Origin of the sequence: Phyllobacterium calauticae (assembly GCF_019991125.1) — a bacterium.
GTDB lineage: Bacteria > Pseudomonadota > Alphaproteobacteria > Rhizobiales > Rhizobiaceae > Phyllobacterium > Phyllobacterium calauticae.
Map to the genome: position 1 here is coordinate 1 of NZ_JAGENB010000007.1, position 25,922 is coordinate 25,922.

General features: G+C 60.1%; 23 protein-coding genes and 1 pseudogene. 10 read left to right on the forward strand and 14 right to left on the reverse strand.

All coding sequences use genetic code 11. From position 1 onward, the window contains the following. The 3 genes and pseudogenes from J1W56_RS20915 to J1W56_RS20925 form a co-directional block, all read left to right on the forward strand. Positions 1-999 (forward strand): annotated as a pseudogene (locus tag J1W56_RS20915) (caspase family protein); the annotation flags it as partial. Between the two features lie 66 nt (positions 1,000-1,065). Then, a complete protein-coding gene (locus J1W56_RS20920) occupies positions 1,066-2,601 on the forward strand; it encodes a DUF1800 domain-containing protein (RefSeq protein ID WP_223615228.1) in 1,536 nt (511 codons plus the stop codon). Positions 2,602-2,631: 30 nt separating this feature from the next. Continuing rightward, complete coding sequence (locus J1W56_RS20925) at positions 2,632-3,819, forward strand: DUF1501 domain-containing protein (RefSeq protein ID WP_223615368.1); 1,188 nt, start codon at positions 2,632-2,634, stop codon at positions 3,817-3,819. Positions 3,820-3,861: 42 nt separating this feature from the next. Here the strand turns inward: J1W56_RS20925 and J1W56_RS20930 are convergent, their stop codons facing one another. Beyond that, positions 3,862-4,422 (reverse strand): DedA family protein, encoded by a 561-nt coding sequence (locus tag J1W56_RS20930; protein ID WP_223615229.1) that lies wholly within the window; start codon positions 4,420-4,422, stop codon positions 3,862-3,864. A gap of 106 nt (positions 4,423-4,528) precedes the next feature. Beyond that, a complete protein-coding gene (locus J1W56_RS20935) occupies positions 4,529-5,854 on the reverse strand; it encodes a S41 family peptidase (RefSeq protein ID WP_223615230.1) in 1,326 nt (441 codons plus the stop codon). A 308-nt stretch (positions 5,855-6,162) separates the two neighbouring features. Between J1W56_RS20935 and J1W56_RS20940 the strand changes: the two genes are divergently transcribed. The 3 genes from J1W56_RS20940 (at position 6,163) to J1W56_RS20950 (ending at position 9,777) form a co-directional block, all read left to right on the forward strand. Beyond that, entirely contained in the window at positions 6,163-6,528 is a 366-nt protein-coding gene (locus tag J1W56_RS20940) for a hypothetical protein (protein ID WP_223615231.1), read from the forward strand. Positions 6,529-6,702: 174 nt separating this feature from the next. Further along, positions 6,703-8,436, forward strand: a complete 1,734-nt coding sequence (locus J1W56_RS20945; RefSeq protein WP_223615232.1) for an ABC transporter permease — start codon at positions 6,703-6,705, stop codon at positions 8,434-8,436. 30 nt (positions 8,437-8,466) lie between these two features. Beyond that, the gene (locus J1W56_RS20950) at positions 8,467-9,777 is read left to right on the forward strand and encodes an ABC transporter ATP-binding protein (protein ID WP_223615233.1); all 1,311 of its coding nucleotides are present in this window, start codon (positions 8,467-8,469) and stop codon (positions 9,775-9,777) included. 25 nt (positions 9,778-9,802) lie between these two features. On the opposite strand, the gene J1W56_RS20955 is transcribed toward J1W56_RS20950, so the two are convergent. Next, the gene (locus J1W56_RS20955) at positions 9,803-10,087 is read right to left on the reverse strand and encodes a hypothetical protein (RefSeq protein ID WP_223615234.1); all 285 of its coding nucleotides are present in this window, start codon (positions 10,085-10,087) and stop codon (positions 9,803-9,805) included. A gap of 274 nt (positions 10,088-10,361) precedes the next feature. On the opposite strand from J1W56_RS20955, the gene J1W56_RS20960 reads away from it, so the two are divergent. Beyond that, on the forward strand, positions 10,362-11,222 hold the full coding sequence (locus J1W56_RS20960; protein ID WP_223615235.1) for an undecaprenyl-diphosphate phosphatase: 861 nt from the start codon (positions 10,362-10,364) through the stop codon (positions 11,220-11,222). Positions 11,223-11,291: 69 nt separating this feature from the next. Here J1W56_RS20960 and J1W56_RS20965 read toward each other — a convergent pair whose 3' ends face one another. The 3 genes from J1W56_RS20965 to J1W56_RS20975 all read right to left on the reverse strand — a co-directional run bounded on the left by J1W56_RS20965 (position 11,292) and on the right by J1W56_RS20975 (position 14,893). After that, complete coding sequence (locus J1W56_RS20965) at positions 11,292-11,999, reverse strand: DUF2076 domain-containing protein (RefSeq protein WP_223615236.1); 708 nt, start codon at positions 11,997-11,999, stop codon at positions 11,292-11,294. A 184-nt stretch (positions 12,000-12,183) separates the two neighbouring features. Continuing rightward, positions 12,184-13,740, reverse strand: coding sequence for a DUF4070 domain-containing protein (locus J1W56_RS20970; RefSeq protein WP_223615237.1), 1,557 nt, complete (start codon positions 13,738-13,740; stop codon positions 12,184-12,186). A gap of 211 nt (positions 13,741-13,951) precedes the next feature. Next, the gene (locus J1W56_RS20975) at positions 13,952-14,893 is read right to left on the reverse strand and encodes an adenylate/guanylate cyclase domain-containing protein (protein ID WP_223615238.1); all 942 of its coding nucleotides are present in this window, start codon (positions 14,891-14,893) and stop codon (positions 13,952-13,954) included. 185 nt (positions 14,894-15,078) lie between these two features. On the opposite strand from J1W56_RS20975, the gene J1W56_RS20980 reads away from it, so the two are divergent. Further along, positions 15,079-15,705, forward strand: coding sequence for a PadR family transcriptional regulator (locus J1W56_RS20980; protein ID WP_223615369.1), 627 nt, complete (start codon positions 15,079-15,081; stop codon positions 15,703-15,705). Between the two features lie 15 nt (positions 15,706-15,720). Then, positions 15,721-17,079 carry an FAD-dependent oxidoreductase gene (locus J1W56_RS20985; protein ID WP_223615239.1) on the forward strand — a complete coding sequence of 453 codons (1,359 nt, stop codon included), beginning with the start codon at positions 15,721-15,723 and terminating at the stop codon, positions 17,077-17,079. Here the strand turns inward: J1W56_RS20985 and J1W56_RS20990 are convergent. The 7 genes from J1W56_RS20990 to J1W56_RS21020 form a co-directional block, all read right to left on the reverse strand. Next, the gene (locus tag J1W56_RS20990; RefSeq protein WP_223615370.1) at positions 17,076-17,744 is read right to left on the reverse strand and encodes a DUF2161 domain-containing phosphodiesterase; all 669 of its coding nucleotides are present in this window, start codon (positions 17,742-17,744) and stop codon (positions 17,076-17,078) included. The genes J1W56_RS20985 and J1W56_RS20990 overlap by 4 nt on opposite strands. A gap of 99 nt (positions 17,745-17,843) precedes the next feature. Beyond that, positions 17,844-18,917: an ABC transporter ATP-binding protein gene (locus J1W56_RS20995; RefSeq protein WP_223615240.1), complete on the reverse strand. Its 1,074-nt coding sequence runs from the start codon at positions 18,915-18,917 to the stop codon at positions 17,844-17,846. A gap of 8 nt (positions 18,918-18,925) precedes the next feature. Continuing rightward, positions 18,926-19,702 carry a carbohydrate ABC transporter permease gene (locus tag J1W56_RS21000; RefSeq protein WP_223615371.1) on the reverse strand — a complete coding sequence of 259 codons (777 nt, stop codon included), beginning with the start codon at positions 19,700-19,702 and terminating at the stop codon, positions 18,926-18,928. A 47-nt stretch (positions 19,703-19,749) separates the two neighbouring features. After that, positions 19,750-20,652: a carbohydrate ABC transporter permease gene (locus J1W56_RS21005; RefSeq protein ID WP_223615241.1), complete on the reverse strand. Its 903-nt coding sequence runs from the start codon at positions 20,650-20,652 to the stop codon at positions 19,750-19,752. Between the two features lie 68 nt (positions 20,653-20,720). Then, the gene (locus tag J1W56_RS21010; RefSeq protein ID WP_223615242.1) at positions 20,721-21,932 is read right to left on the reverse strand and encodes an ABC transporter substrate-binding protein; all 1,212 of its coding nucleotides are present in this window, start codon (positions 21,930-21,932) and stop codon (positions 20,721-20,723) included. Between the two features lie 122 nt (positions 21,933-22,054). Continuing rightward, entirely contained in the window at positions 22,055-22,951 is an 897-nt protein-coding gene (locus tag J1W56_RS21015) for a sugar phosphate isomerase/epimerase family protein (RefSeq protein ID WP_223615243.1), read from the reverse strand. A gap of 11 nt (positions 22,952-22,962) precedes the next feature. Continuing rightward, the gene (locus J1W56_RS21020) at positions 22,963-23,985 is read right to left on the reverse strand and encodes a Gfo/Idh/MocA family protein (protein WP_223615244.1); all 1,023 of its coding nucleotides are present in this window, start codon (positions 23,983-23,985) and stop codon (positions 22,963-22,965) included. A 164-nt stretch (positions 23,986-24,149) separates the two neighbouring features. Here J1W56_RS21020 and J1W56_RS21025 point away from each other — a divergent pair, with 164 nt between their 5' ends. Beyond that, on the forward strand, positions 24,150-25,184 hold the full coding sequence (locus tag J1W56_RS21025; RefSeq protein ID WP_223615245.1) for a LacI family DNA-binding transcriptional regulator: 1,035 nt from the start codon (positions 24,150-24,152) through the stop codon (positions 25,182-25,184). On the opposite strand, the gene J1W56_RS21030 is transcribed toward J1W56_RS21025, so the two are convergent. Further along, the gene (locus J1W56_RS21030; protein WP_223615246.1) at positions 25,177-25,920 is read right to left on the reverse strand and encodes an ATP-binding cassette domain-containing protein; all 744 of its coding nucleotides are present in this window, start codon (positions 25,918-25,920) and stop codon (positions 25,177-25,179) included. The genes J1W56_RS21025 and J1W56_RS21030 overlap by 8 nt on opposite strands. Positions 25,921-25,922 lie beyond the last annotated feature (2 nt).

Below are 25,922 nucleotides of genomic sequence, written 5' to 3' on the forward strand. Positions count from 1 at the left end.
GTGCTGGCACCCCCGCCCCCACCTGTCGATCTCTATGTTCTGCCGGTGCCTGCGTTCGTGCCCGTGGCCGAGTGGGTCCGCCCGGCGCGTGACATTGCACCACCTGAAAACAATGTCATCTTCAACAATATTCATAACACGGTGATCAACAACACCACGACGATCGTGCAGGAACCGGCGGCTGCCCCCAGCCCTGGCCTGAGCACCGGCGCGAAAGTCGCCGGCGCCGCTGTTGCGGTGGGAGCCGCGGCGGCCGCCCTGCACGTTGCCCTGCCGCCATCGGTGCAGAAGAAGGCGGCAGTCATGCCAAATCAAAATCCCGTCGTCCCCACCAAACCCGCCGTGCCGGGCCCGGTACCTGCGGCCATCAAACCGCAGGACAACCATTCGCTCCCCGGAACCAACGGCAGCCGCCTGCCCCTCATCAACGGCAAACCCGCGCTGCAAAACCCGGCACCGGTGCAGACACCTGCCCCGCAGGCTGTGACGAAAACACCCGGAAAAGCCAACGCCGCAGCGGTCAAGCCGCCATTGCCGGGGCACGCCCTCCCGGCCGCCCCAGGCAGTGCCGCACCGCTTGCCCCCGGGAAAGCTGCGGTGTCGACCGGCCAGAACAAAGCCGGGAAAAATGCCTTGCCGGCTACTGTCAACCGCCAGCCCACTATTGCCGCACAGGCCAGGCACAAGGCTGCGCCCAATCCTCAACCCCGGACCATTCCACCGGCGGTAGCAAAATTGAATGCCAGCCCGCGTCCGCACAATCAGGCCGCTCCCCGCCCGCCGGTTCAAAGGGCCCAGCCGCAGAACCAGGCACGGGTCAATGCGCAGGTGAGCAGGCCGTCCGGTGCGGTGCCGCAAGCCCATACGCCAGTGCAAGTGCAGCCGCGACGGCAGGTCGAGGCAAGGCCGCCAGCCGGAAGGCCCCAGCCACATGCGCCGCAAAAGCCCGGCATGAAGAAAGAGTGCGGCGGCCAGGATCAGCCCGCCTGCCCCAAATGAGAAACGGCATCTGCAACGGGAAACGCCGTTGCGATGCACCCAACCTTTATTCGGCGGAGTGAGAGCATGCACAGGGGTCGAATAGCAAGATTTTCAATCTGCGGGCTGATCCTGCTCAGCCCGCTCCATGCGGCGGCAGCGCCGGCCGCTGACAACCCTGCAGCGCAGATCGTGCGCGATCTTGCGCTGGTCGATGCAATAACGTGGGGTGTCAATCCATCGACGATGGCGGCCTATCACACGCTTGGCCGGGAAAAATGGCTGCAAACGCAACTCCATCCCGCGTCCGACGCGCTACCGGCAGCCGTCCAGGCACAGATCGAGGCCTTGCCGGTCAGCCAGAAATCCGCCTTCGATCTTGCCACGGACTTCGACGCGCAGGGGCGCACCGCCAACCAGACGGCCGATCCCGACCAGAAAGCCATTGCGCAAAAGGTTTTTCAGGATGGCATGAGCGACATGGCCCGGCAGGCTGCAACCGCCAGCCTGTTGCGGGCGCTCTATTCACCCGATCAGCTGCGCGAACGGATGACGTGGTTCTGGTTCAATCATTTCAACGTGCATCAATACAAGGCCAATCTGCGCATCCTTGTCGGCGACTACGAGAACAAGGCCATCCGCGCGCACGCGCTCGGCCGGTTTCACGATCTGCTGGAGGCGACGCTGCGTCACCCCGCCATGATCCGCTACCTCGACAATGCCGACAACGCCGTTGGCCACATCAACGAGAATTACGCCCGGGAGATCATGGAGCTGCACACCATGGGTGTCGGCTCCGGCTATACGCAGAAGGATGTCGAGGAACTGGCGCGCATCCTCACCGGTGTCGGGATCGATCTCAAACCGGACAATCCCAAGCTGAAACCGGACCTGCAGCCGCTGCTCGTGCGCGATGGTTTGTTTGAATTCAATCCGGCACGCCATGATTTCGGCGACAAAGTTTTCCTGGGGCGAACGATCAAAGGGCGCGGCTTTGCCGAAGTTGAAGAAGCGCTCGATATCCTATGCAAACAGCCGGCAACGGCCCAGCATGTGTCCCGGCAGCTTGCCACCTATTTTGTCGCCGATGTCCCGCCGCCAGCCCTGGTTGACCGGATGGCGCAGACCTTCATGCGGACGGATGGCAATATCGCGAGCGTCCTCGACACGCTGTTCCATTCCCCCGAATTTACGGCCTCGCTTGGCGGGCATTTCAAGGATCCTGTCCGGTATGTTCTTTCCGCCATCCGTCTTGCCTATGACACGAAAGTCATCGTCAACAGCGCGCCCGTCCAGAACTGGCTGAACCGCCTGGCGGAAGGCCTCTATAACCACCAGACCCCCGATGGTTATTCCATGATGTCGACGGCGTGGAACGGATCGGGGGCGATGATGACGCGCTTTGAGATTGCCCACCAGATCGGGTCCAATTCCGCCGGGCTTTTCAAGGCGGCAACGCCCGATGCGGTGGACCAGCCGGCATTCCCGCTCATCGAGAACGGGCTGTATTTCTCAAGCCTGCATCTGAAGCTTTCAGCGCCCACGCAGACCGCCCTGGACAAGGCGATTTCACCACAGGACTGGAACACGCTGTTCCTGTCCTCACCCGAATTCATGCAGTAACAGCAACCCGACGAGGAGACGATCATGCATATCAATCGCCGTGATCTCATTGGTGGACTGGCAGCCCTGACCTCCTTGACGGTTGCCGGGCGTGTGTGGGCAGCGCCCAAAACCGACGCGCGCCTGCTCGTGGTGTTCCTGCGCGGCGCCTATGATGCCGCCAATGTGGTGATCCCGGTCAGCAGTGATTTCTACTATGCATCGCGGCCGAACCTCGCCATCGCCCGTCCGGACGCGGCCAATGCCGCCTCGGCGCTTTCCCTCGACGTCAATTGGGGCCTGCATCCGGCCCTGAAGGACACGATCCTCCCCTTCTATCAGAAAGGGCAGGCCGCCTTCATTCCATTCGCCGGTACGGACGATCTCACCCGCAGCCACTTTGAAACCCAGGACACCATCGAGCTCGGACAGGACGTCAACGGCACGCGGGATTACCGGTCCGGCTTCATGGCGCGCCTCGCCGGCGCCCTGACACGCGTGCGGCCGATCTCCTTCACCGACCAGATGCCACTCACGTTCCAGGGCGGAGAGCCGGTCCCCAACATCGCCATCAACAGCGTGGGCAAGCCGGGCATCGACAGCCGCCAGGCGAGTCTCATCAGCGCCATGTATGACGGGAAATCATTGGAGGGGTCCGTGCGGGAAGGCTTTCGCGTCCGCGATGATGTCTACCATGCGATCACCGATCACATGATGGAAGCCAGCCGCGGCGCCGTCTCCGCCAAGGGGTTCGAGCTGTCCGCACGCCGGATCGGCCGTCTCATGCGCGAGCAGTTCAACCTGGGTTTCGTCGATGTCGGCGGCTGGGACACCCATGTCAACCAGGGGGCGGCGAACGGCTATCTCGCCGACAGGCTGAGCGAGCTCGGCCGGGGAATTGCCGGGTTCGCCGAAGAGATCGGCCCGCAATGGCAGGACACCGTCGTGGTGGTCCTCTCCGAATTCGGCCGCACGTTTCGCGAGAACGGCAATCGCGGCACGGATCACGGCCATGGCAGCGTCTACTGGGTTCTGGGCGGCGGCATCAAGGGCGGCCGCATCGCCGGTGAGCAGATCGCGGTCGACCAGGCCCATCTTTTCCAGAACCGCGACTATCCCGTTCTGACCGACTACCGCTCCCTGCTCGGCGGACTGTTCCAGCGCATGTATGGCCTGGACCAGACCGGACTGCACCGCGTCTTTGCCGCCGTGCAGCCGCGTGACCTTGCCTTGATATGAAAGCGCGGGAAACGGGCCGCCGATGCTGATGTCTGCGCAGACTCAGCTTCCGGCCAGGCTTTTGACTGAGTCCCAGAATGGTTTCATCTGGTCGGACTGGGTGGAGAAATAACCCGGAGCGATGACGAGAAACGCCCACAGGAAACCCGACGGAATATTGGCCAGCTGGAACCGGAATTCCGTCATGCCGGCCACCCCGGCGACAACCGGAATGACAGCGCGAACCGGACCGAAGAAATGGCCGAGAAAAACGCTGAAGACACCATATCGCTCGAAAAACCGCTCGGACCGCTCGACCATGGCCGGATAACGGGAAAATGGCCAGTTTCTCAAGATGGGTTCGTGAAAGTGCCGCCCCACCCAATAGGAAAGCGTATAGCCCACGCATGCGCCGATGCCGCCGGAAACAAGCAGCGGCCAGAAGGGAAGCCCGCTCGCCCCGAACAGGCCGCCGATGCCCAGAAGGATGATCGTGGAGGGAACAAGCAGGGAGAGCAAGGCCAGGGATTCAACCAAGCCGAGCGCAAAGACGATGACCGGCGCCCATTTTTCGTGCTCCCGCGTGAAGGAAATCGTGGCTTCGATAATATTGGAAAGATCCATTGTGCCTGATGAGAATGAGAAATCGTGATGGTTGCAGAATGGCCGGCAACCGAAAGGGACAGACCGGACGGGCCCGTCCCTTTCATGATGGTCTCCGGCTTTCCGGTTACTTGGAAAAGCCTTTCGTCGGGTCTGCCGGGAATGCGGCATTGGCCTGTTCGCCGCGCAGCAGCTTCAGGGCTTCGATCAGCTGCAGGTCATCCTTCGGATCCGGTGGGACATAGGCAATCGAACCCGATCCTTCCGCATCCTCCTGAACGCCCTTGATATGGCCCTTCAGGCTGGATTCGCTCATCGGTTCGGCCCGGCCCTTCAGATCGTCCGGCAGCGGCTGTTCGACCGCGATATCCGGCACGATGCCCTTGCCCTGGATCGATTTGCCGGCCGGCGTGTAATACAGCGCCGTCGTCAGCCGCAGCGCGCCGTTCTCGCCCAGCGGGATGATCGTCTGGACCGAACCCTTGCCGAAGGACCGCGTGCCCAGCACCGTCGCCCGGCGTTGATCCTGCAGCGCACCGGCGACGATTTCAGCCGCGCTGGCAGAACCGCCATTGATCATGACGATCATCGGCTTGCCGTTGATCAGATCGCCCGGACGGGCATCGAAACGGGTGATGTCCTGCGGGTCGCGGGCGCGGGTCGATACGATCTCGCCCTTGTCGAGGAAGGCATCGGAGACGGCAACCGCCTGGTCCAGCAGGCCGCCCGGATTGAGGCGAAGATCCAGCACGAAGCCCTTGAGCTTGTCGGCGGGAACCTTGCTCTGGATGTCCTTGATCGCCTTCTGCAGGTCTTCAAAGGTCTGTTCGGTGAAGGAAATCACCCTGACATAGCCGACATCGTTCTCGACGCGGTACTTGACGGCCTTCACCTTGACCACGTCGCGCACGACGGTCAGCTTGATCGGCTTGTCGGCGCCCTGGCGGATCAGCGTCAGCTCGATGGGAGTGTTGACATCGCCGCGCATCTTGTCGACCGCGTCGTTCAGCGACAGGCCGCGGACATCGGTCCCGTCGATCTGCGAGATATAATCGCCGGCAAGAACACCGGCCTTGAACGCGGGGCCATCTTCCGTTGGCGTGATCACCTTCAACAGCTGGTTTTCCATGGTGACTTCAATGCCAAGGCCGCCAAACTCACCCTTGGTCTGCACCGACATTTCCTTCGCCTGTTCGGCGTTCATATAGGACGAATGGGGGTCAAGCGACGTCAGCATGCCATTGATGGCGCTTTCGATCAGCTTCTGGTCATCCGGCGGCGTGACATACTGGTTGCGCACCCGCTCGAAGACTTCGCCGAAAAGCGACAACTGCTTGTATGTGTCCGTGCCCGCAGCTTCCGCGGCGGTTATATGCAGCCCGCCCTGCACAGCCACCATTGCCGTTGCACCCATCAGGGCTCCGGCCATGAGAAGCGTTAACCTGCGTACCATTTGCATTCCTTCCAGAAAATCTGCCTACCCCAAAACGTGGTAACAGGATAATTATATGCCAACCAAGGCAGGATTAACACGACCAGAATATGACCGACACATACTGTGATCCATAATGCTACACTGCCGCTTCCGGTAAATTACACAAGAGCCGTTCGCATGGCTTTTTGGCCCGAGCGCACCATATTTCGCTTGCTCCTATAGCCACTGGAGGATGCAGATTGACACCCGATTGTCAAACGGCAGCCGCGCATTGACGCCCTCAAACGACGAGCAGCGTGCAAATTCCGGTTGCAGAGCGGTGCACGATGCAGAACAGCAGCAGTGAATTGGACCATATCCTGGCAAAGCGCCGCCAACTGCGCCTGAACACAACGCAGGAGCTCGCGCGAATCCAGAAGGCGCATCGCCAAAGCCGTAACCTGCATGCGCCGTCCAGTCTTCACCTTCAGGGGTGGCTGCAGGCGCGCCTGCGCTCCACTGAGGTCAGGGCCTGCGCGCATCTGGTTGCCATATTGAACTGGTGTTCCCTGCGCCTCATCTGGTTCGCGCTGCCCCGGCTGGCCACCGGCCGCCTGGCAAAGCGGCGTGCCCGATCCCTGTGGCGGGTTATCGGGAAACTCAACCGGATTGGCATGGGAATTGTGCGCTGGCAACTGCGCCGCCACGGGTGAAACAGCCGCAGCCAATCCGGCGATCCGCGCAATTTTTTCCACTGCCCATTTTCCGTCATGACACTGTCATGATCGTCCTTCTTAAGTCCCTTGCAAATGCTTCGGCAACGATGGCAGAGTACCGCGAATAGCGTCCTTTATTCATTGCATTCAAGCCATTTGGGGGCCCGGCTTATGGCGTTTCAAAAGTATACACCGCCTGCCATCGGCCGCTCGATGTGGCTGAGCATGTGGGACCTGATGGCTTTGCTTTTGGTGATCGGCGCCATCGTGCTGATCGCCTATGGCGTCCGCGTGACCACGGTTCCGCTGTCGACACTTGAAGCCGCCCCGCTTTCCCTCGATCCATCCAATCTGCCGGTTTACGCACTGCGCACCATGCTGCGCATGCTCCTGGCCATTGCCCTGTCGCTCGTCTTCACCTTCATCTATGCCGCAGCCGCCGCCAAGAGCCGGCGTGCCGAGATGGTGCTGGTTCCCATTCTCGATATTCTCCAGTCCGTGCCGATCCTCGGCTTCCTGACCTTTACCGTCACCTTCTTCCTCAACCTGTTTCCGGGCAGCGTCCTTGGCGCCGAACTGGCATCCGTGTTTGCCATCTTCACCAGCCAGGCCTGGAACATGACGTTCAGCATGTATCAATCCATGCGCAACGAGCCGAAAGACCTGGAGGAGGCAACGCAGAGTTTCCACCTGACGGGCTGGCAGCGGTTCTGGCGGCTGGACGTTCCGTTTGCGATGCCCGGTCTTGTCTGGAATACCATGATGTCGATGTCGGGAGGCTGGTTCTTCGTCGTGGCGTCGGAGGCAATCACCGTCGGCGACACCACCGTTACCCTGCCGGGGGTTGGCTCCTACGTCGCGCTGGCCATCAAGGAGCAGAACATCATGGCAATCTTCTATGCCACGATGGCGATGCTCGCCGTCATCCTGCTCTACGATCAGTTCCTGTTCCGACCGCTCGTGGCCTGGGCCGACAAGTTCCGCTTTGAAACAACCTCGTCGGAAACGGTTCCAAGTTCCTGGATGCTGGACCTGTTTCGCCGGGCCCGGATCACACGCCTGCTCGCCGCCCCGGTCGCCTTTCTTTCCCGTCTGGTCTGGAACCTGCGTTTGCCGGCGCTGCCGACATTCGGCTCGGGTGACGCAAAGCCCGCGACGTCACGCCTTCTCGACCGGCTCTGGCTTGCCTTCATTGTTCTTGCCGCAGGCTATGCGGCCTATATCAGCATCATCTATCTCAAGGCCAATATTGCCTGGTCCGATGTGGCGACCGCCGTCGGCAACGGGTTCATCACCCTGTTGAGGGTGACCGTTCTGATGATACTCGCGACACTTGTCTGGGTGCCTGTCGGTGTATGGATCGGACTGCGGCCGAAACTGGCGCAGAAAGTCCAGCCGCTGGCCCAGTTTCTGGCGGCGTTTCCCGCCAACATCGCATTCCCCGCCTTCGTCGTGCTGATCGTGCATTTCGGTCTCAACGCCAATATCTGGCTCAGCCCGCTGATGATCCTAGGCACGCAGTGGTACATTCTCTTCAATGTCATTGCCGGGGCCAGCGCCTTTCCCAGCGATCTCAAGGAAGCGGCGAACAGCTTTCATCTCCGTGGCTGGCGCTGGTGGTTCAAAGTCATTCTCCCCGGCATTTTCCCCTATTACATCACCGGCGCGATCACGGCCTCCGGCGGTGCGTGGAATGCCAGCATCGTTGCCGAAGTGGCCAGCTGGGGTGACACGCAACTGACGACACCGGGGCTCGGATCATACATCGCCAATGCCACCACGGCGGGAGATTTCCCGCGTGTCGTGCTTGGCATCGCCGTCATGTGCATCTTTGTAACGCTGTTCAATCGCCTGTTCTGGCGCCCGCTCTACGCCTTTGGCGAGCGGCGCCTTCGTCTCGGCTAGTGCCGGATTATCGGATCAAAGGAATGTTCAATGCTTGATCAAGCTGACAGAAACCTGCTCGTCGACATCCGCAATGTTTCCCGGTCCTTCAAGAAAGGCAGCGGCAACGATGTCATGGTGCTCGACGATGTCGACCTGAACATCAGGGAGGGCGAGATCGTCGGACTGCTCGGCCGCTCCGGCTCGGGAAAGTCGACGCTGCTGCGGATCATCGCCGGCCTGATCGCGCCGTCCTCCGGCGAAGCAAAGTGCCGCGGTTCCGTCATCCAGGGCCCGCCCCTCGGCATTTCCATGGTGTTCCAGTCCTTTGCGCTTTTTCCCTGGCTGACAGTCCTGCAGAACGTGGAGCTTGGTCTTGAAGCGCAGGATGTCGACAGGGCGGAACGGCGCAAGCGGGCGCTCGCGGCAATCGATCTCATCGGTCTGGACGGGTTCGAAAACGCCTATCCCAAGGAACTGTCCGGCGGCATGCGCCAGCGCGTCGGTTTTGCCCGGGCACTGGTGGTGCATCCCGACCTGCTGCTGATGGACGAACCCTTCTCGGCCCTTGATGTCCTCACCGCGGAGACCCTGCGCACCGACATGATCGATCTGTGGATCGAAGGGCGCCTGCCGATAAAATCGGTGCTGATTGTCACCCACAACATCGAAGAAGCAGTGCTGATGTGTGACCGCATCCTGATTTTCTCGTCCAATCCCGGCCGGGTCGCGCAGGAACTCAAGGTCGATCTTCCCCATCCGCGCAATCGCCTCGATCCGGTCTTCCGGCAGCTGGTCGACAATATCTATGCCCGCATGACCCAGCGTACCGAGCCTCGCCTGCCATCCGTGGAAGGTATTCCGGGTACGGGAATGGGCATGATTTTGAACCCGGTTTCGACCAATATCCTGGCTGGCCTGATGGAGTCTCTGGCGGGCGAACCGTATAATGGGCGCGCCGACCTGCCTGTTCTTGCCGGTACGCTGCAGATGGAGGCCGACGAGCTGTTTCATCTCGGCGAAGCCCTGCAACTCCTGCGTTTTGCCCATTTGAACGAGGGCGACCTCGTCCTGACCGACGCCGGCATGCGGTTCGCCCATCTCGATACCGATGCCCGCAAGAAGGTTTTCGCGGAACACCTCGTCACCTATGTTCCGCTCATCGGCCTTATCAGACGCGTGCTTGACGAGCGGCCGACGCATACGGCTCCAGCAGCCCGTTTCCGCAACGAGCTGGAAGACTTCATGAGCGAAGACTATGCGGATGAGACACTGAAGACCGTGGTGTCCTGGGCGCGCTATGCCGAGCTGTTTGCCTATGACGAGCAGGCCGAGCTTTTCAGCCTGGAAAACCCTCAGTAAGGGCTGAGCCGCAGAAGATCGGCATTTATGGGAGTTGGGGCCGATTTGGCGGCGAACCGGCTTTTGCACGCTTCAAGATCAGTATGGCAATGAACCCGCACGCCACGACGCCGAGCAAAATCGCACTCGGTGCTTCAATGCCAAACAGGGACGCAACACCAAAAAGCAGCAAGAGTCCCAGCAACGCCAGACCGGCGGTCCGCTCGGCCCGCCATTGATACCGGCAAGCGCCCCAGAGCACCGCCATGCCGACGGCAAGCGCCAGCACACCGATAATCATTGAGCTCAAGACTTCCGAAAACTCTGCCACTGTGATCCTGCCGATTGTCGATGATGCGCTTTAAATTTCACGCGCTTCTAGTGCTTTATACTACATTACAAGTTGCGGCTTATTAAAGTCGCATCCGCGTCAATTGCGTGGCGGACAGTACCAGGCAACCGTGACATTTGGCGCTGCTGTTTTCTGTTGTTTCAGCGGCTCCAGATGCGCGTGGCGTCTACACTTGCAGCGCATTTGCATGTAGCCTCCGCAGCGATCGAAGCAATCGATCGACATCCATCACCCAGATCGAGGGAAACACTTTATGAGTGGCGTATGCACGCAAGGGGTAGATACCGGCTTTGTGGCTTTGGGCACCGCCAAGGTCGCCGTGCTGGGCGTGGTTCAGGGCATTACAGAATTGCTGCCGATATCATCCACCGCGCATATGCGGCTGGTTCCGGCACTTCTCGGCTGGCAGGATCCCGGATCGGCTTTTTCGGCGGCGATGCAGCTGGCCGCGTTGACGGCGGTCATCTGCTATTTCCGGCGCGATATCTACGCCATAACCGGCGGATCGCTCAGCGCGATCAGGACGGGCGACTGGATGTCGCCCAAGCTGCGCATGGCTATCGGCATCGTGCTCGGCACCGTACCGATCGTCATCGCTGGCCTGCTTCTGGCGCCGGTTCTCAATGCCTGCGACAGTCCGTTGCGCACCTTGCCGGTCATCGGTTTTTCCTGCCTCGTCATGGGTGTTCTGCTCGCGGTTGCCGAATGGGTATGCCAGCATAAACGTCCAGCGGACAGCATGCGGCTGCGCGATGCGCTTATCGTAGGCGTCGCACAGGTTGGTGCCCTGATCCCCGGCGTTTCACGCTCCGGATCGACCCTGACGGCGGCCCTGTTTCGCGATTTTACGCGGCAGGACGCCGCGCGCTTTTCCTTTCTGCTCGGCATTCCGGCTATCGCGCTGGCGGGCCTGCATGAACTTGTTGTCCTCGCCCGCGCTCATCTTCCCTTTGAAGGCTGGATGATCCTGCTCGTCGGACTTGTCGTCGGATCGCTGTCATCCTTCGCAGCCCTGTGGGGCTTGATGCGCATTCTGGAGCGCTTTTCAACGCTGCCCTTCATCTGCTACCGGATTCTGCTCGGCCTGGCGATCCTCTGGATCTCATACGCCTGACAGATCTTCGGTGAAAGACCGGGAAGACAGGCGACAAACAGGGCGCTGTCCTGTTTGTCGCCCGGTGCGTCACGCTACATTGTCGTCGTCGGTATCGCTGTCCTGTGCATCGTCATAGGCGTCGTCGAGACGGTCCATTTCGGCGTAATCGTTCTGCGTGCCGGTATTTTTGTCGTCGTTGTAGTAGTTGTTGACGACCGTCTCGCCGGCTTGCGGCACAGTGCCGGTTCCGCCGCCCGAGCCGCCAAACAACGAATTGCCGCCCATCATGTTCTTGATCCCTTCGAACATGAGCGCGCCGCCGGCAACACCGGCTGCCGTGGTCAACGCACCTTGCAGAAAGCCGCCGCCTTGGGCCTGCGGCGGGGCTGCCCAGCGCCCGGCCTGAGGTGGCTGTCCCTGCGCTGCATATGCGTCCTGGGGTGCTGCCCCGCCACCGCCCCACGGTCCGCTGAACCGGCCGGGAGAAGGCTGGGATGGCTGCGCACTCTGGGAACTGCCGAAGATCGAACCCAGCAAGCCGCCCGACTGTTGTTGCGGGGGCGGCGCATTCTGCAAATCCTTCACCTGCGCTTCCAGGGCCTGGATGCGCTCGTGACATGCGTTCAGGCCATGTTCCTGGACGATGACGGCCTGAGCCAGGAGATAGGGGGCCGAAGGCTGGCTTTTAATCTGGTCCAGAATGAAGCGCTCGGCTTCGGGGTCCCGGGGCGTATCGGCCGCCTGCCTTGTACGGTCAAAGAGCCCACTGAGAAGTTTCTGTTCATCGGCATTCATTTTCACTCACCTCCTTTTAGGGGAAGCATGATCTCGATCCAGATTCATGGCATTTAGATGGCCTTAACAAAATGTAATTTTGCAGCCATAGCGGCCTTCCCGCCAATGTTTTTAGCCGCATAAATGGCTGCGGACGCCGGAAATGCCGAAACACTCCCGGTCACGCCACCCGGCGTTTCGTCCCCTAGAACGAGTTCACAATCTGGCCGGTCTGCATCCGCGCGATCATCGTATGGGCGTGATAGTGCATCGCGCATTTTATCGCATAGATCTGCATCACCACCGGCGAGCGGCGGCGCTTCAACATGGCCCATATCCGCCGGCGGTAGGTGCGGCGCAATTCCTTGTCGGGGACCTGGCGCATCAGGCGCAGAAAGATGCCGACGGCTTCGAGCATCCATTCCGCATTGAGCTTTGCAAACTGCAAGGGATGGCGGCGCAAATGACGCAGCCGCGTCTGTTCCGGTTCGATGCGTTCATCCAGATAAAGCGCATCGAGCCGGTCGAAATAGGCTTGGGGATTGTGAAGATCCTGCATGACCGCGAGATAGCCGTCGCGCAGTGCCTCGCGGCTGAGGTTGAGCGGAATGACATTGGTGCCAAAGGGCTGCTGATCCTCGGGGTCAAGCCGCCCCTCCTTGAGCAACCGCGTATAGAGCGGGGTCTTCGGTATGGCCGCCAGCATGCCAACCATGGCGTTGACGATCCGCGCTTCCTTGATAAAGGCACGCTGCGCGTCGAAAATCGAGGCATCGTCGCTGTCGAAACCGAGGATCATACCGCACCACACTTCCATGCCTGAGCGCTGGATGGTGTGCACCTTTTCCAGCATGGTGCCGCCCTTGCGCAGATTCTGCAGCTTTTTCGTCTCCCGCAGTGCTGCCTCGTTCGGGGTTTCAATGCCGATGAAGACCACGCGAATGTTGGTATCGACCATCAATTGCATCAGTTCCGGATCATCCGCCAGATCAATGGAGGCTTCGGTCACGAAGGTCATGGGATAATTGTGCGCGACCTGCCACGCGATGACCTCGCGCAAAACCTCCTTTATCGCCTTCTTGTTGCCGATGAGGTTGTCATCGACAATGAAGGCCGTGTCCATGCCTGTCGCCAGCAATGCCTCCACTTCGGCCAGAATCTGCTGACCCGTCTTGATGCGGGGCTTGCGGCCAAAGACAACGATGATATCGCAGAACTCGCAGGTAAAGGGACAGCCCCGGGAGAACTGGATGCTTCCCACCGCATAATCGTCCATTTTCAGGAGATCAAAGCGCGGCACCGGAACCGTGCTCATATCTGTCTTGTCAGCCTGCTCATACCGGCGTGAATGACGGTGTTCAGCCCATTCGGTCAGAAATTGCGGCCAGGTTTCTTCGGCTTCACCAATGAACGCCACATCAGCGAGATCGGCGAAATAGTTCTCCTGAACGGTGATCCATGGGCCTCCGACCACGACAAAACAGCCCCGTCGCTTCAATTCCGTGATGATCTCCTTCATGCGGAAGCGCTGCACGATCATACCGGTAACCCCGACAATGTCAGCGCTGGCACACAGATCATAGTCGATGTCTTCCACGTTCTCATCGATGAGCGTGACCGTGTGTTCGGCAGGGGTCAGGGCCGCCAGCAAAGGCAGGCAGGCCACAGGAAGGTTGGCTTTTGCGTCGAATATGGGCAGGGCATGTTCCAGCCCCCAGTAAGAAGCTTCAAAACGCGGATTAATCAGCACGATATGGGGCATTGCAGTCACCCTTTTTGTTTGCTGTTAAAATGCTATATGTCTGTCCCGTTCCCGCTTGCGAATGGCATGCCTGTCCTTGAGGCTGATCCCTGCGACGTCATCGCCTTGAGAAAAAACCTGTTCCCGTCTGTATACTCCCCAATATTGGCCAATGATATCTCCAACTATCGGCCAAAATATGATGCGGCGAATAGTAAATTCATTGGCGGGCTCAGCTCCGGACACCGCTCCTCTGGCGCGTGAACCAGCGGATGCTGCCGGCAACCGCAAAGGCAAGCAGCGGCCATGCGGCCCAGAACGTCCCGCTCCAGGTGATAAGGTTGATGCCGAGGAGGACGAACCCGACCATCGCCAGCGTGGCGACGAACCGGTCAAGGCGGGTGGTCCGCACCCACAGACCGAAAGCAAGAGCAGCAAAGGCCAGGAGAGGCCACGCAGCCCAGAAATAGCCACTCCATGTGAGAAAATTGATCGCGGCAATCCCGGCGGCGATGGTTGCCAGCACACCGAACCGCGCTCTCCTGAACGGCAAAGGCTCCGGGTGTGCTTGCGTTTGGGTTCGCCGTAAATGGTCATGATACGGCGGCTGCCCGGATTGCAGGGAAGGCCTCTGCGGACCAGATCCTCTGTCTTCTCCGATACGCACGGCATAGCTGGCTATACCGCCTTCAATGTTCTTGAGCGAAAGCTCGCCGAGATAGTCAAACCCGACGGTCAGCTTGTTGCGGACCTGATCGAAAACCGTGCTTGAAATCACGATGCCGCCGGGAGGGGCAGAGGCCTGCAACCGCGCGGCGACATTCACCCCGTCGCCATAGATATCGTCGCCTTCGGCAATGACATCCCCGAGATTGATGCCGATGCGGAAAAGCATGCGGGCATCGTTCAAACGTTTGGCGTTATAACCGGCAAGCTCGTTCTGCACATCGATCGCCGCGCGCACCGCCTCGACGACGCTGGAAAACTCGGCAATGAGCCCATCGCCCCATGTGTTGATGACCCGGCCGGCATGCGCCTCGATCAAACGTCTCATCGCATCGCGGTACTGGTTGAGCGTATCGAGCGTCCGCTCTTCGTCCACCTGCATGAGACGGGTGTAGTCCTGAACATCCGCAGAGAAAATCGTGGTGAGCTTGCGACGCGTTTCAGACATGGTCTTCATTTTCCCGGTTCCTGGCTCTGGCAAGAAATCCATCCGACGTCGGCGGAGAATATAGCGTGTCGCTGAATGTGGGAAGCACCTGCCGGGGCAGGAGAACAAATATCGAGACCTGCCGTTCGGGCAGCGCTTCGCAATGGGCTTGACATAGTATTTTTATTACTAGTATATATATGACTATGAAAGCAATCAAACGCTCCCCGATCGCCCTCGCAATCCTCGCCATGCTGTATGAGGCACCCATGCATCCCTACCGCATGCAACAGCTCATCAAGGAACGCGGCAAGGATGAGGTCATCAATGTCACCCAGCGCGCCAGTCTCTATCAGACTGTCAACCGGCTGGAACGGGAGGGTTTGATTGCTTCGCAGGGCGTCTCCCGCGACGAGAACCGGCCCGAACGCACCGTCTACGAGCTCAGCCCGGCCGGGCGTGCAATCATGCTGCAATGGATGCGGGAAATCCTTTCCACGCCATCACAGGAATTCCCGGATTTTCCCGCGGCGATCTCGTTTCTGCCGCTCCTGACGCCCGACGATGCCCGGCAGCACCTCGAACAGCGCGCCGTCGCGCTGCAGGCGGAAATCGACCGGATCGAACAGAATTTGCGCCACGCAAGCGCGATGCCGGTGCCCCGTCTCTTTCTCCTGGAAATGGATTATCTGAGCGCAACCTATGGCACGCAGCTTGCGTGGGTACGCGCCGTCACCGCCGACCTTCAGTCCGGCAAACTGACCTGGAGCGAAGCCTGGCTTCGCCAGATTGCAATGGAACTTTCCCAGCCCAGCGAACACACGTCTTCCTAGCGAAAGGCCAAGACCATGAAAACGAATACCTTGCAGGTGATCATCATCGGCGCGGGGACCGGAGGACTTTGCCTTGCGCATGGTCTCAAGCGGGCCGGCATCGGTGTCCGGGTGTACGAACGCGACCGCACGCGGCGCGATGGCCTGTATGGCTATCGCGTCGGCATCAGCCCTGCGGGAAGCCAGGCGCTCAAAACCTGCCTGCCGTCGCCGCTCTTTGATCTCTTTGTTGCCACCTGCGCACGGGCACCGCGCCATTTCAACATGCTGACGGAAAACATGTCCGAGCTGATATCCATGCCGGTACCCGGCAGCGATGATCCGGTCGACAGCGAAAAATCGGTCAGCCGCATGACGCTGCGCCAAGTCCTGCTCACCGGGCTCGAGGACTGTGTCGTGTTCGACAAGACATTCTCAAGCTACCGGAATAATGAAGACGGCACGGTTACCGTCGTCTTCGATGACGGTTCAACGGATACGGGCGATGTGCTGGTCGGTGCCGACGGCGCCAACTCGCGCGTTCGCCAGCAACGCCTGCCCGAGGCGCGAATGGAGGATACGGGCATCGTCTCCATCGGCGGCAAGGTCGCGCTCACACCCGAAACCAGAGCGCTTCTTCCCGACAAGGTTTTTCACGGCATATCGATGATCATGGCACCGAAGGGCTACGGCGCCATTCTTCACGTCATGGAGTTCAAATGGGACAATGACGGCGTGAAGCACGGGGTCGGCGGCAATGATGCCGACCTGATTGCCGAATGGCCCGGACTGCTTTTCGACAACACCCGCGATTACATCATGTGGGGTGTCTGGGGCGCGCGCAAGAACCTGCCGGAGGATCCCGTGTCCCTCCCCGGCCCCGACCTTGCCAGGATCGCCGCGAAGATGACCCGGAACTGGCATCCCGATCTGCGCCGCCTGATTGCGCTTTCCGATCCAACCACCATCTTTCGCGTCAATATCCGCACGTCGGTGCCGGTTTCCCCGTGGCAGTCATCGAACGTGACGCTGCTCGGCGATGCCATACACACGATGACGCCCGGACGCGGCGTCGGTGCCAATACCGCGCTGCGGGATGCAGCCCTGTTGTGCAGGCGGCTCACCGAGGTACGCGACGGCGACAGGCCGCTGGTGGAAGCCCTGCACGCCTACGAAGCCGAAATGCTGGAATACAGCGCGCGGGCAGTGCTCGAGTCACGCAAGCAGATGGACGCAAACGGCCTCAGCCACAGGCCCGTGCTCGGTCGCATCCAGCTGGCGGTCATGCGCGGCGCACTGCGCATCATCAATGCAGTCCCGGCCCTCAAGCGCCGCATGGCGGACTCCGAAACCCGCCTGCGCAAAATCGACCGCACGCATGAGTTTACGGCCTAGACGGGGTCGCTTGCCGGGGATGGAGGCCAGCGCTTCAACGCATCCATTCCTGCCTGCGTCAGGGCATAGACACCCCGGTCGACACGCTCGAACCATCCGTAGACATTGCCGCGCAATATCTGCGGAGCATTGGGGGCAACGGCGCGCAGATCGCGCGGCCGCAAATGACCACGCTGCAGCGCCTCGGCACAGGCAAGCGCCTGTTGGCGGTAGGCCGTCATTATCGGCGTGCGGGAACCGCCGCCCCATGTCGGATCGCCCTTGCGGCGCCGGTGCTCCGCAACCAGTCGCGAACGCTTGCGCGCATTGTTTCGCGGCATCGGCGCGGCCGGGCTGACAATGATGCTGACCACACCACCATCCGAGACGCCCAGCATGCCGAAACCCAGCCGGCGGCAGAGGTCGCGGAACCGGCGGTCGCTTTCACGTCCCTTGCCCCGCGCTGAAATGCGCGCCGCAAGCCAGACTTCATCGCTGAGAGCCGCCCGGTCGACCGCCTGCAGGAGGAGCTCAAGATTGAAACTGAGCTTGAGTTCGCAAATGACCACCAAAGGCGGCTCACCATCGCTCAGCGCGACGATATCACAACCGACGATCTCACCTTTGACGCTATAGCCGGCCTCCTCAAGAAAGCCTTTGATCGGGAGATAGAGCGCAGTCTCCAAGGTGCATCCTTTGCCATACATGCCATCCTCCCGCGTTCGCAAAGCGAATGTGAGAGCGGGTGTCGCCCTATAGCATTTGAGCGGGCAAAGCGGAAAGGGTCAGAAGATGGCAAGCTCCGTTTCCGGATCGAACAGGTGCACGTTCCCCGGCGCGATAAAGAGCTCTGTCTCGCGGCCCCGGCTCACCTCAGGCCTGCCGCTATGGGCGGCCACCACCTGCTGGGAGGCGATGGATGCCGTCACGAATGTCATGCTCCCCGTCGACTCGACCGCTTCCACGACGACCTTGATCGCCAGATCGCCGGCTTCGCGGGTGAAGGCAAGATGCTCCGGACGCAGGCCGGCCAGCAAACGCCGGCCGGGGGCCAGCGCGCGACCGAGCATGAGCGATTGAACCTGATCCTTCTCCAGCATCAGCCTGTTGCCATCGGGCCCGACCGTGACCGGAATGAAATTCATGGCGGGCGACCCGATAAATCCGGCAACGAACCTGTTGGCAGGCCGGTCGTAAAGGTCGAGCGGGCTGCCCTGCTGCTCAACCACTCCGGCGCGCATGACAACGATATGGTCGGCCATGGTCATGGCCTCGACCTGATCATGCGTCACGTAAACCGATGTCGCCTGCAAGCGTTCATGCAGCTTGCGGATCTCGCTGCGCATGTGCACCCGCAGCGCCGCATCGAGATTGGAGAGAGGTTCGTCGAAGAGAAACACCTTGGGGTTGCGCACGATGGCGCGCCCCATGGCGACGCGCTGGCGCTGGCCGCCGGACAGGGCTTTCGGCAGCCGGTCAAGCAGAGCGCCAAGACCCAGCGTTTGCGCGGCGGCACGCGTGCGCTCGGCAATCTCCTGCTTCGGGCGCCGCTTCAGGCGCATCGAATAGTTCATGTTGTGCTCGACATCCATATGCGGATAGAGCGCATAGGACTGGAACACCATCGCCACGTCCCGTTCGCGCGGCGGCTTGTGGACGACACTTTCCCCGGCGATGCGCAGATCGCCGGAACTTGTCTTCTCAAGGCCAGCGAGGGTGCGCAGCAATGTCGACTTGCCGCAGCCCGAAGGCCCCACCAGCGCAACGAAGGCGCCCTGCTCGATGGCAATGTTGATGTCCTTCAGCGCGTGAAACCCGCCATAATGCTTGTTCAGGTGGTCGATTTCGATCTGAAACATGGTTCACCTCATTTCAGCGCGCCGGCGGTAAGACCGCTGACGATGCGCCGTTGCAGCAGCATGAATACGAAAAGGATGGGCGTGACGTAGATTGCGGCATAGGTCATGATCCCGTTCCAGTCGCTGGCATCGGGACCCATGAAGGTCTGCAGGCCGACCGTCGCCACCTGCAGCTCGTTCTTGGCAATCAGGGACCGGGCGTAGACATATTCGCCGAAGGATTGCAGGAAGATCAGCACAGACGTGACGAGAATGCCGTTGCGCGCCAAAGGCAGCATGATATTGAAGAACGCGCCGATGCGCGAGGAGCCGTCAACGAGGGCGGCTTCCTCCAGTTCGCGCGGCACCTGCACAAATGTGGCCCGGCACAGCACGATATAGAGCGGCAGCATCTTGGCCGTCTGCGCCAGGATGACCGCCACGCGCGGGCTGGCCAAAAGGCCGATCTGATTGAACATGACGAAGATCGGCGTCACCATCAGCGAGGACGGCAGCACCTGCATCATCAGGATGGCGAAGAGGGCCATGTCCATCCAGATATTGCGGACACGCGAGAGAACATAGGCGCATCCCGTCCCCATGAACGTGACGAGAATGGTGACCCCAACCGCGATCAGCAGCGAATTCCAGATATACCGCCCCATGCCCCGGCTCTGCCACACCTCGGCAAAACTCCACTGGGGATTTGTCGGCCAGAATGTTGGCGGATATTGAAAGATCTCGGAGCTGCCTTTGAAGGCGGTGAGATACATCCAGTACAACGGGAACAGGTAGATCGCCGTCATCACCAGACCGATGGCGAGGAGAATATAACGTTTCACCGGCACTCTCCTCAGTAACTGTGTTCGTGACGGGTGGAGCGGACATAGACGGCGGCAACGACAATGACGAAAAGGATCATCATCACCGAGACCGCGCTGCCCAGCGATATTTCATAGGTCTGGAAGGACAATTGCCACGACCAGTATTGCGCGACGTTGGAACTGTCGGCCGGACCGCCCTGCGTCAGGGCCGCAATGAGATCGAACTGCTGCAGGGTGAAGATCACACCGAGCGAAATGACCGCGCCGAGCTGAGCCCGCATCAGGGGCAGCGTGATCGACCGGAAGCGTTCGAAGGGTCCCGCGCCGTCGAGTTCGGCAGCCTCGTAGACATCGCGCGGAATGGCGGCAAGACCAACGGAGAGCAGGATCATGTTGAAGGGGATGCCGAGCCACACATTGGCAATGATGACCGCGTAAAGCGCGACATCCGGGTCGGACAGCCAGAAGACACGCTCACCGGCAATGCCAAGCGACATCAGCACATAATTGATGACACCGAAATCCCCGGCGAACAGCCATTTCCAGATCGCCCCGACCACCAGAGCCGGCATGATCCAGCCGGCCAGGAACAACCCGCGCAGATAGGTGGCTCCCGGGAAATCCTGCTGGAAAAACAGCGCAAGGCCGAAACCGATCGACAGCTGGAAGACGATCGACAGGACGACGAACTTGACGGTGTTCCACAGCACCGCCATCGCAATGGGTTGCGATATCACGTCATAGTAGTTTTGCAGGCCGACGAAGGGGCGGTTGAACGAGGTGATCGTGAACATGTCCACCGTCTGCAGCGACATGATGATGTTGTAGAGAATGGGAAATGCCGAAAACGCGATCAGATAAGCCAATGCCAGACCGAGCAGCAGGATATCAAAGCCGCTCCCGTCCCTGATGGTCCTGATAATGCCCTGCATAGTGCCCTCCCGCCCCATGTGGATTGTTGGCCTGTCCCTGCATAACGAATGCGAGGACAGGATTTGATCTACTTTTTCAGAACCACGTCGATCTGCTTCTGCGCCGCTGCCAAGGCCGTTTTCGGGTCGCTCTTGCGGGTGAGCGACGACTGTATGGCCGTGTAGATGGCCTTGGAGATTTTCGGCCATTCCGGATGCGGGCCGCGGTTGCGCGCATATTTCATGCTTTCCTCGAAGACCGCGTAGATGGCCGGTATTTTAGGGTTGTTGGACTGAATCCTCGCCGCGGGCAGAAAGCCGAAACGGTTCCAGACATCCGGCATCTTGCCGTAGAGAAATTCCAGCAGGATGAAGGCTTCCTTCGGGTGCTTGCTGTTGGCGAGAATGACATTGTCGCCCTCGCCCAAGGCCGAAGCCCGGGTGGCGCCCTCATGCGGAACCGGTAGCAGCGCGGCGCGGAAATCGAACTTCGCTTCCTTGCTCATGCGCGGCAGCTCCCATGGTCCGGAGATCGCCATGGCCGCATTTCCGGCATTGAAGGTGCCGGTCGAGTCGTATTGCCCGCGGATGAGCGTATCGGGCGAGGCCAGCTTCTCATCGAGCAGCTTGCTCCAGAACTGCAGCACTTTCACACCGCCATCCGTATCCACCTTGTTGTAGTCGCCGCCCGCCATCTGCAGCCACGGCAGAAACTGGAACGTTCCCTCTTCGGTTGCCACGGCGGAAAAGGCCATTCCATAAATGTTCTTTGCCGGATCGTTCAGCGTCTTGGCAGCGTCATAAAGCTCATCCCAGGTCCTGGGCGGTTTGTCCGGGTCGAGCCCCTTTGCCTTGAACATGTCGGCATTGTAGTAGAGCGCCAGCGTGTTGGCGCCGCGCGGAACACCATAGATCTTGCCATCCCATGTCACCGAGGAAAGCGGGCCCGGAAAAATATCGTCCTTCCTGATCACCTTCGATTCCGCCAGCATCGGCGAGAGGTCAAGAAGCAGTCCGCGCGAGGCGAAGAGCGCCACTTCGGGATTGTCGATATAGGTGACGTCAGGCGATTCACCGGTCGCTGTGGCGCGCGCCAGATCATTGACCATATCGCGGAATTGCACGGTTTTGACATTCAGCTTGATGTCCGGGTGCGCCTGCTCGAACTCGTCCTTCAGGAGATAGATATACTGATCCGGCCGGTCGATGGTCCAGATATCAAGCGTCACCGGCTCGGCATGCGCAGCCGTGCCCGACAGCATCAGTGCGGCAGCGGCAATCCAATGCGAAATGCTCTTCATAGGTTTCCTCCTCGTGTTGCTCGACACCGGTATTGCGCTTCTTGGCGGCGCGTCTTTCCTGGTCGGATTTAATCTCCATCATCACCGGAACTCCCGTCCGGCAGCGGGCCCGCTCGGGGAAATCAGGGATTGGCGACGAAATCACCGCCACGGCTGTGTTTCAGATAATTCAGGGAATGCACCTGCCCGGTCATTTCCAGATCATTGCGATAGACCGGATCGTGCCAGCCCTCGATATCGATTGATCCCGACCAGCCGGCGAGGCGCAGTTCCGATATGACATCGGTCCAGTTGGTATCGCCAAATCCCGGCGAACGCATGAACACGAACTTCTCCTTGCCGAAAATCCCGTGCTCGCGGATAACCTCCCAGCGGATCGTGGCATCCTTGCCGTGAACGTGGAAAATCTTGGGTGCCCATTTGCGGATCTGCGGCAGGGGATCGATGAGATAGACCATCTGGTGACAGGGCTCCCATTCGAGCCCGAGATTGTCGGCCGGCACTTCGTTGAAGATCATTTCCCAGGCATCCGGCGTATGGGCGATATTCCAGTCGCCGGTTGCCCAGTTGCCATCCATGGCACAGTTCTCAAAGGCAAGCTTGACGCCCTTGTCAGCTGCCCGCCGCGAAAGTTCGCCCCAGACCTTCCTGAACTGGGGCAGACTGTCTTCAATCCGCTTGCCGCGCACGCGGCCGGTGAACCCGGCAATGGTGTTGGCGCCGAAGAGATGGGCATTGTCGATCAATGCCTCCCAGCCTTTCAGCGTCTCACGATCGATGTCCGTGTCCTCAAGCGGATTGCCGAACATGCCGAGGGTCGAGATCGTCACATTGGCGTCGCCGATGGCGTCCTTCAACTGCGCCGCGAGGGTCGGCAGGTCCTTGTTCATCACCTGCCAGAAGAATGGCTCGATGCTTTCGAAGCCATGCGGCAGGATGGTTTTGACATAGGCGGCGGGATCGGGTGCATTGCCTCTGATCATGGTGCCGATGCGGATCGATTGTGCCGGGTTGCTCATTCCGAATTCCTTCAGATCGTGATTTCAATACGCCGTCCGGTTTCGGCGCTTTGGATCGCACCGAACACCATGGCGAGGCTTTTGATATTTTCGGTCCCGGCCGTTTCCGGCGCGGAGCCGCCCCGGGTTGCCGCGATGAAATCCTGCATGACTCCGAGGTGACCGCCGATGCGGTGGGACGCATCAAGGGGAGGTATCTCGACGGCGGTCACCCCGGAGAACAGGCCATCCTTGCCGGAGGTGACGGCTTCGGCCCGTATGTCGTCATGCCCGTCCCAGACAATCGTTCCCTTGCTGCCGACGATGCGCCAGCTGCTTTCCCAGCTGGTCCGCAGACCGTCGGCGCACCAGCTGCCGCGATAGGTGAAGATGGCACCATTGCTGAATTCGAAGATCGCGGCGGCGGAAGAACCCTGACTGTACCAGGAATTGCTTGGTTCCCACTCCCGGGCATAAACCGCGCTCGCAGCGTCCCCGGCGAGAAAGCGCGCCGCATCGAAGGTGTGGATCGCCATGTCCAGAAACAGCACATGGCGCATCTCCTCGCGAAATCCGCCGAAATGCGGGCCGAGAAAGAAATCACAATGCAGGCTGGTCACATCACCAATGGCTCCAGAGGCAACAAGCTGGCGGATGCGGCGGATCTGGGCGAGATAACGCCTGTTCTGTACAACCGCATGAATACGTCCGGCCCCGCGTGCACGCCCGACGAGATCCCGCGCCTCGTCCATGGTTTCAGCCATCGGCTTCTCCGACAGCACATGACAGCCCGCGTCTAGCCCGGCGGCCACGGTCGCATGGCGGGCGGCCGGAACGACGACGTCGAACAGGAGATCAGGACTGGTCTTTGCCAGAACAGCGGAAAGACTGTCTGAAGCGATTGCCGCGCCGAGACCAAATTCTGCGATGCGCGCCTCCGCGCGCTCCCGCGTCAGGTCGACAACACCGACGATGTCGATATCGCCAATGGTCCGGGCTGCCTCGAACCATGCTTTGCTCATGGCTCCGCAACCGACTAAAACGGCACGCTGCATTGTCTCTCCTCCCAACGAAATTCACCAGAAACCGGCTAAATCGGTTGCAAATGCCTTCCGTAAACGTTTACGATTTCATATCGGCGAATTATTTTTGTCAATCCCCCTTTCGGTGTTTTAAGAATGAAAGGGCATCAGCGCCGAGTCGCACAGGGAGAAAAAGCGTGAGCATCCGGGACCTTGCCCGCCATCTCGATATTTCGATCGGAACAGTTTCCCGTGCCCTCAACGGGAAGGCTGACGTCAATCAGGAGACGCGCGAGCGCGTGCTTGAGGCGGCGAAGCAACTTGGCTATGTGCCGAACCAGTCCGGCCGCAGTCTCCGACAGGGCACCACCAACACAATCGGCTTCATGATTGAATCAACCATCGAGACGGTCGACACCGGCGGCAGCTTCTTCATGCCTGTCTTCGAAGGCGTTCAGTCGGTGTTCCGGCGCCATCACCTCGACCTCGTTGCACTTCTGTGCGGCACCGACGAAGAGCCTGCCGCCTATCTCAACCGCGTGGTTGCGCGTCGCTTTGTCGACGGGCTGATCATATCGGCAACCACACGTCACGATCCCCGCATTGATTTCCTGCTGGAGCGAAAAATTCCGTTCATCACGCTGGGCCGCAGCGAAACAGCGGGCAATTACCCATGGATCGACCTCGATTTCGAAGGCGTTGCAACGGCAGCGGTCAGGCGGCTTGCCGGGCTGGGGCATAGCCGCATTGCCATTGCCGTCCCGGCCAGCGACATCAACCTCGGCTACATCTTTCTCGATGCCTACAAACAGGCCCTCGCCGCCAGCGGCATAGCGTTTGATCCGGACTATGTGTTCCGGTCCCATGCCAACGAGGAAGGCGGCTACCAGATTGCAAGTGCCGTCCTTGCCCAAGGGCGAATGCCGACAGCCATCATCCTCGTCAATGAAAACATGGCCCTCGGACTGTACCGGCGCTTCTACGAGTCCGATGTTCACCCGGGCCGCGACATCGCCGTCATCGGTTTCCGCGAGAGCACCCAGAGCCGGTTTCTGTCGCCCACGCTGACCTGTTTCAGGATTTCCCTGCGCGATCTTGGCATCAAGCTGGCGGAATCCCTGCTTTCAACCATGCCTGCTTATGAAGACCATTATCCGCAGGAAAGGGTGCAGCTCGTCTGGCCGCTGCAACTGATCCCAGGCGAGAGCGACAGACACCAGCCCATCAATTGACGCCGGTGATCATCGACACGATTTCGTTCTTGTCCGTCTCGGACGTCTTGCGGATACCGATCTGCTTCCCGCGCCGCAAAACACAGATGCGGTCGGAGAGCTTGAAGACCTGGTCCAGACTATGGCTGATGATCAGTACACCGATGTTGCGGGTTTTCAAGGATTGCACGATGGCTTCGACCTTGGCCGTTTCGGCCACGCCCAGCGCCGCCGTCGGCTCGTCCAGCAGGATCAGCTTGCTCGCCCAATGGGTTGCCCGTGCAATTGCCACCCCCTGACGCTGCCCGCCGGACAAATCCCGGATCGTGGCATGGGCCGAAGGTATCCGCACATCAAGCTCCTGGACCAGCTTTTCAGTATCGCTGATCATCTTGCCGCGATCGAGCAGACCGAAGCGGTTGACCGGCTCGCGGCCGAGGAACATGTTCATGTAAACGGTCTGCTGGTCGGCGAGCGCCAGATCCTGGTACACGACTTCAATGCCATGGGCGCGCGCCATACTGGCGCTCGCCATCGTCACTGTTTCACCCTCGATGGTGATCGTGCCGGCAGATGGGGCGTATACGCCTGAGATGATCTTGATCAGCGTGGATTTTCCCGCCCCGTTGTCGCCGACAAGAGCAACGATTTCACCGGGGAAGATGTCCAGCGAGAAATTTTCGATGGCCGTCACGGCATCGAAATTCTTGCGGATGTCGGTCAGTTTGAGAACAGGTGACACGTCGGTGACAGTCATTC

Coding starts and splice junctions, on each gene's coding strand:
- J1W56_RS20935 (WP_223615230.1), bottom strand. CDS start 5,854: ATGGTACGCAGGTTAACGCTTCTCATGGCCGGAGCCCTGATGGGTGCA.
- J1W56_RS21015 (WP_223615243.1), bottom strand. CDS start 22,951: ATGAGCAACCCGGCACAATCGATCCGCATCGGCACCATGATCAGAGGC.
- J1W56_RS21000 (WP_223615371.1), bottom strand. CDS start 19,702: ATGACGGCGATCTACCTGTTCCCGTTGTACTGGATGTATCTCACCGCC.
- J1W56_RS20985 (WP_223615239.1), top strand. CDS start 15,721: ATGAAAACGAATACCTTGCAGGTGATCATCATCGGCGCGGGGACCGGA.
- J1W56_RS20995 (WP_223615240.1), bottom strand. CDS start 18,917: ATGTTTCAGATCGAAATCGACCACCTGAACAAGCATTATGGCGGGTTT.
- J1W56_RS20960 (WP_223615235.1), top strand. CDS start 10,362: ATGAGTGGCGTATGCACGCAAGGGGTAGATACCGGCTTTGTGGCTTTG.
- J1W56_RS20950 (WP_223615233.1), top strand. CDS start 8,467: ATGCTTGATCAAGCTGACAGAAACCTGCTCGTCGACATCCGCAATGTT.
- J1W56_RS21010 (WP_223615242.1), bottom strand. CDS start 21,932: ATGAAGAGCATTTCGCATTGGATTGCCGCTGCCGCACTGATGCTGTCG.
- J1W56_RS20920 (WP_223615228.1), top strand. CDS start 1,066: ATGCACAGGGGTCGAATAGCAAGATTTTCAATCTGCGGGCTGATCCTG.
- J1W56_RS21020 (WP_223615244.1), bottom strand. CDS start 23,985: ATGCAGCGTGCCGTTTTAGTCGGTTGCGGAGCCATGAGCAAAGCATGG.
- J1W56_RS20945 (WP_223615232.1), top strand. CDS start 6,703: ATGGCGTTTCAAAAGTATACACCGCCTGCCATCGGCCGCTCGATGTGG.
- J1W56_RS20965 (WP_223615236.1), bottom strand. CDS start 11,999: ATGAATGCCGATGAACAGAAACTTCTCAGTGGGCTCTTTGACCGTACA.
- J1W56_RS20970 (WP_223615237.1), bottom strand. CDS start 13,740: ATGCCCCATATCGTGCTGATTAATCCGCGTTTTGAAGCTTCTTACTGG.
- J1W56_RS21030 (WP_223615246.1), bottom strand. CDS start 25,920: ATGACTGTCACCGACGTGTCACCTGTTCTCAAACTGACCGACATCCGC.
- J1W56_RS21005 (WP_223615241.1), bottom strand. CDS start 20,652: ATGCAGGGCATTATCAGGACCATCAGGGACGGGAGCGGCTTTGATATC.
- J1W56_RS20975 (WP_223615238.1), bottom strand. CDS start 14,893: ATGTCTGAAACGCGTCGCAAGCTCACCACGATTTTCTCTGCGGATGTT.
- J1W56_RS20980 (WP_223615369.1), top strand. CDS start 15,079: ATGAAAGCAATCAAACGCTCCCCGATCGCCCTCGCAATCCTCGCCATG.
- J1W56_RS20940 (WP_223615231.1), top strand. CDS start 6,163: ATGCAGAACAGCAGCAGTGAATTGGACCATATCCTGGCAAAGCGCCGC.
- J1W56_RS20930 (WP_223615229.1), bottom strand. CDS start 4,422: ATGGATCTTTCCAATATTATCGAAGCCACGATTTCCTTCACGCGGGAG.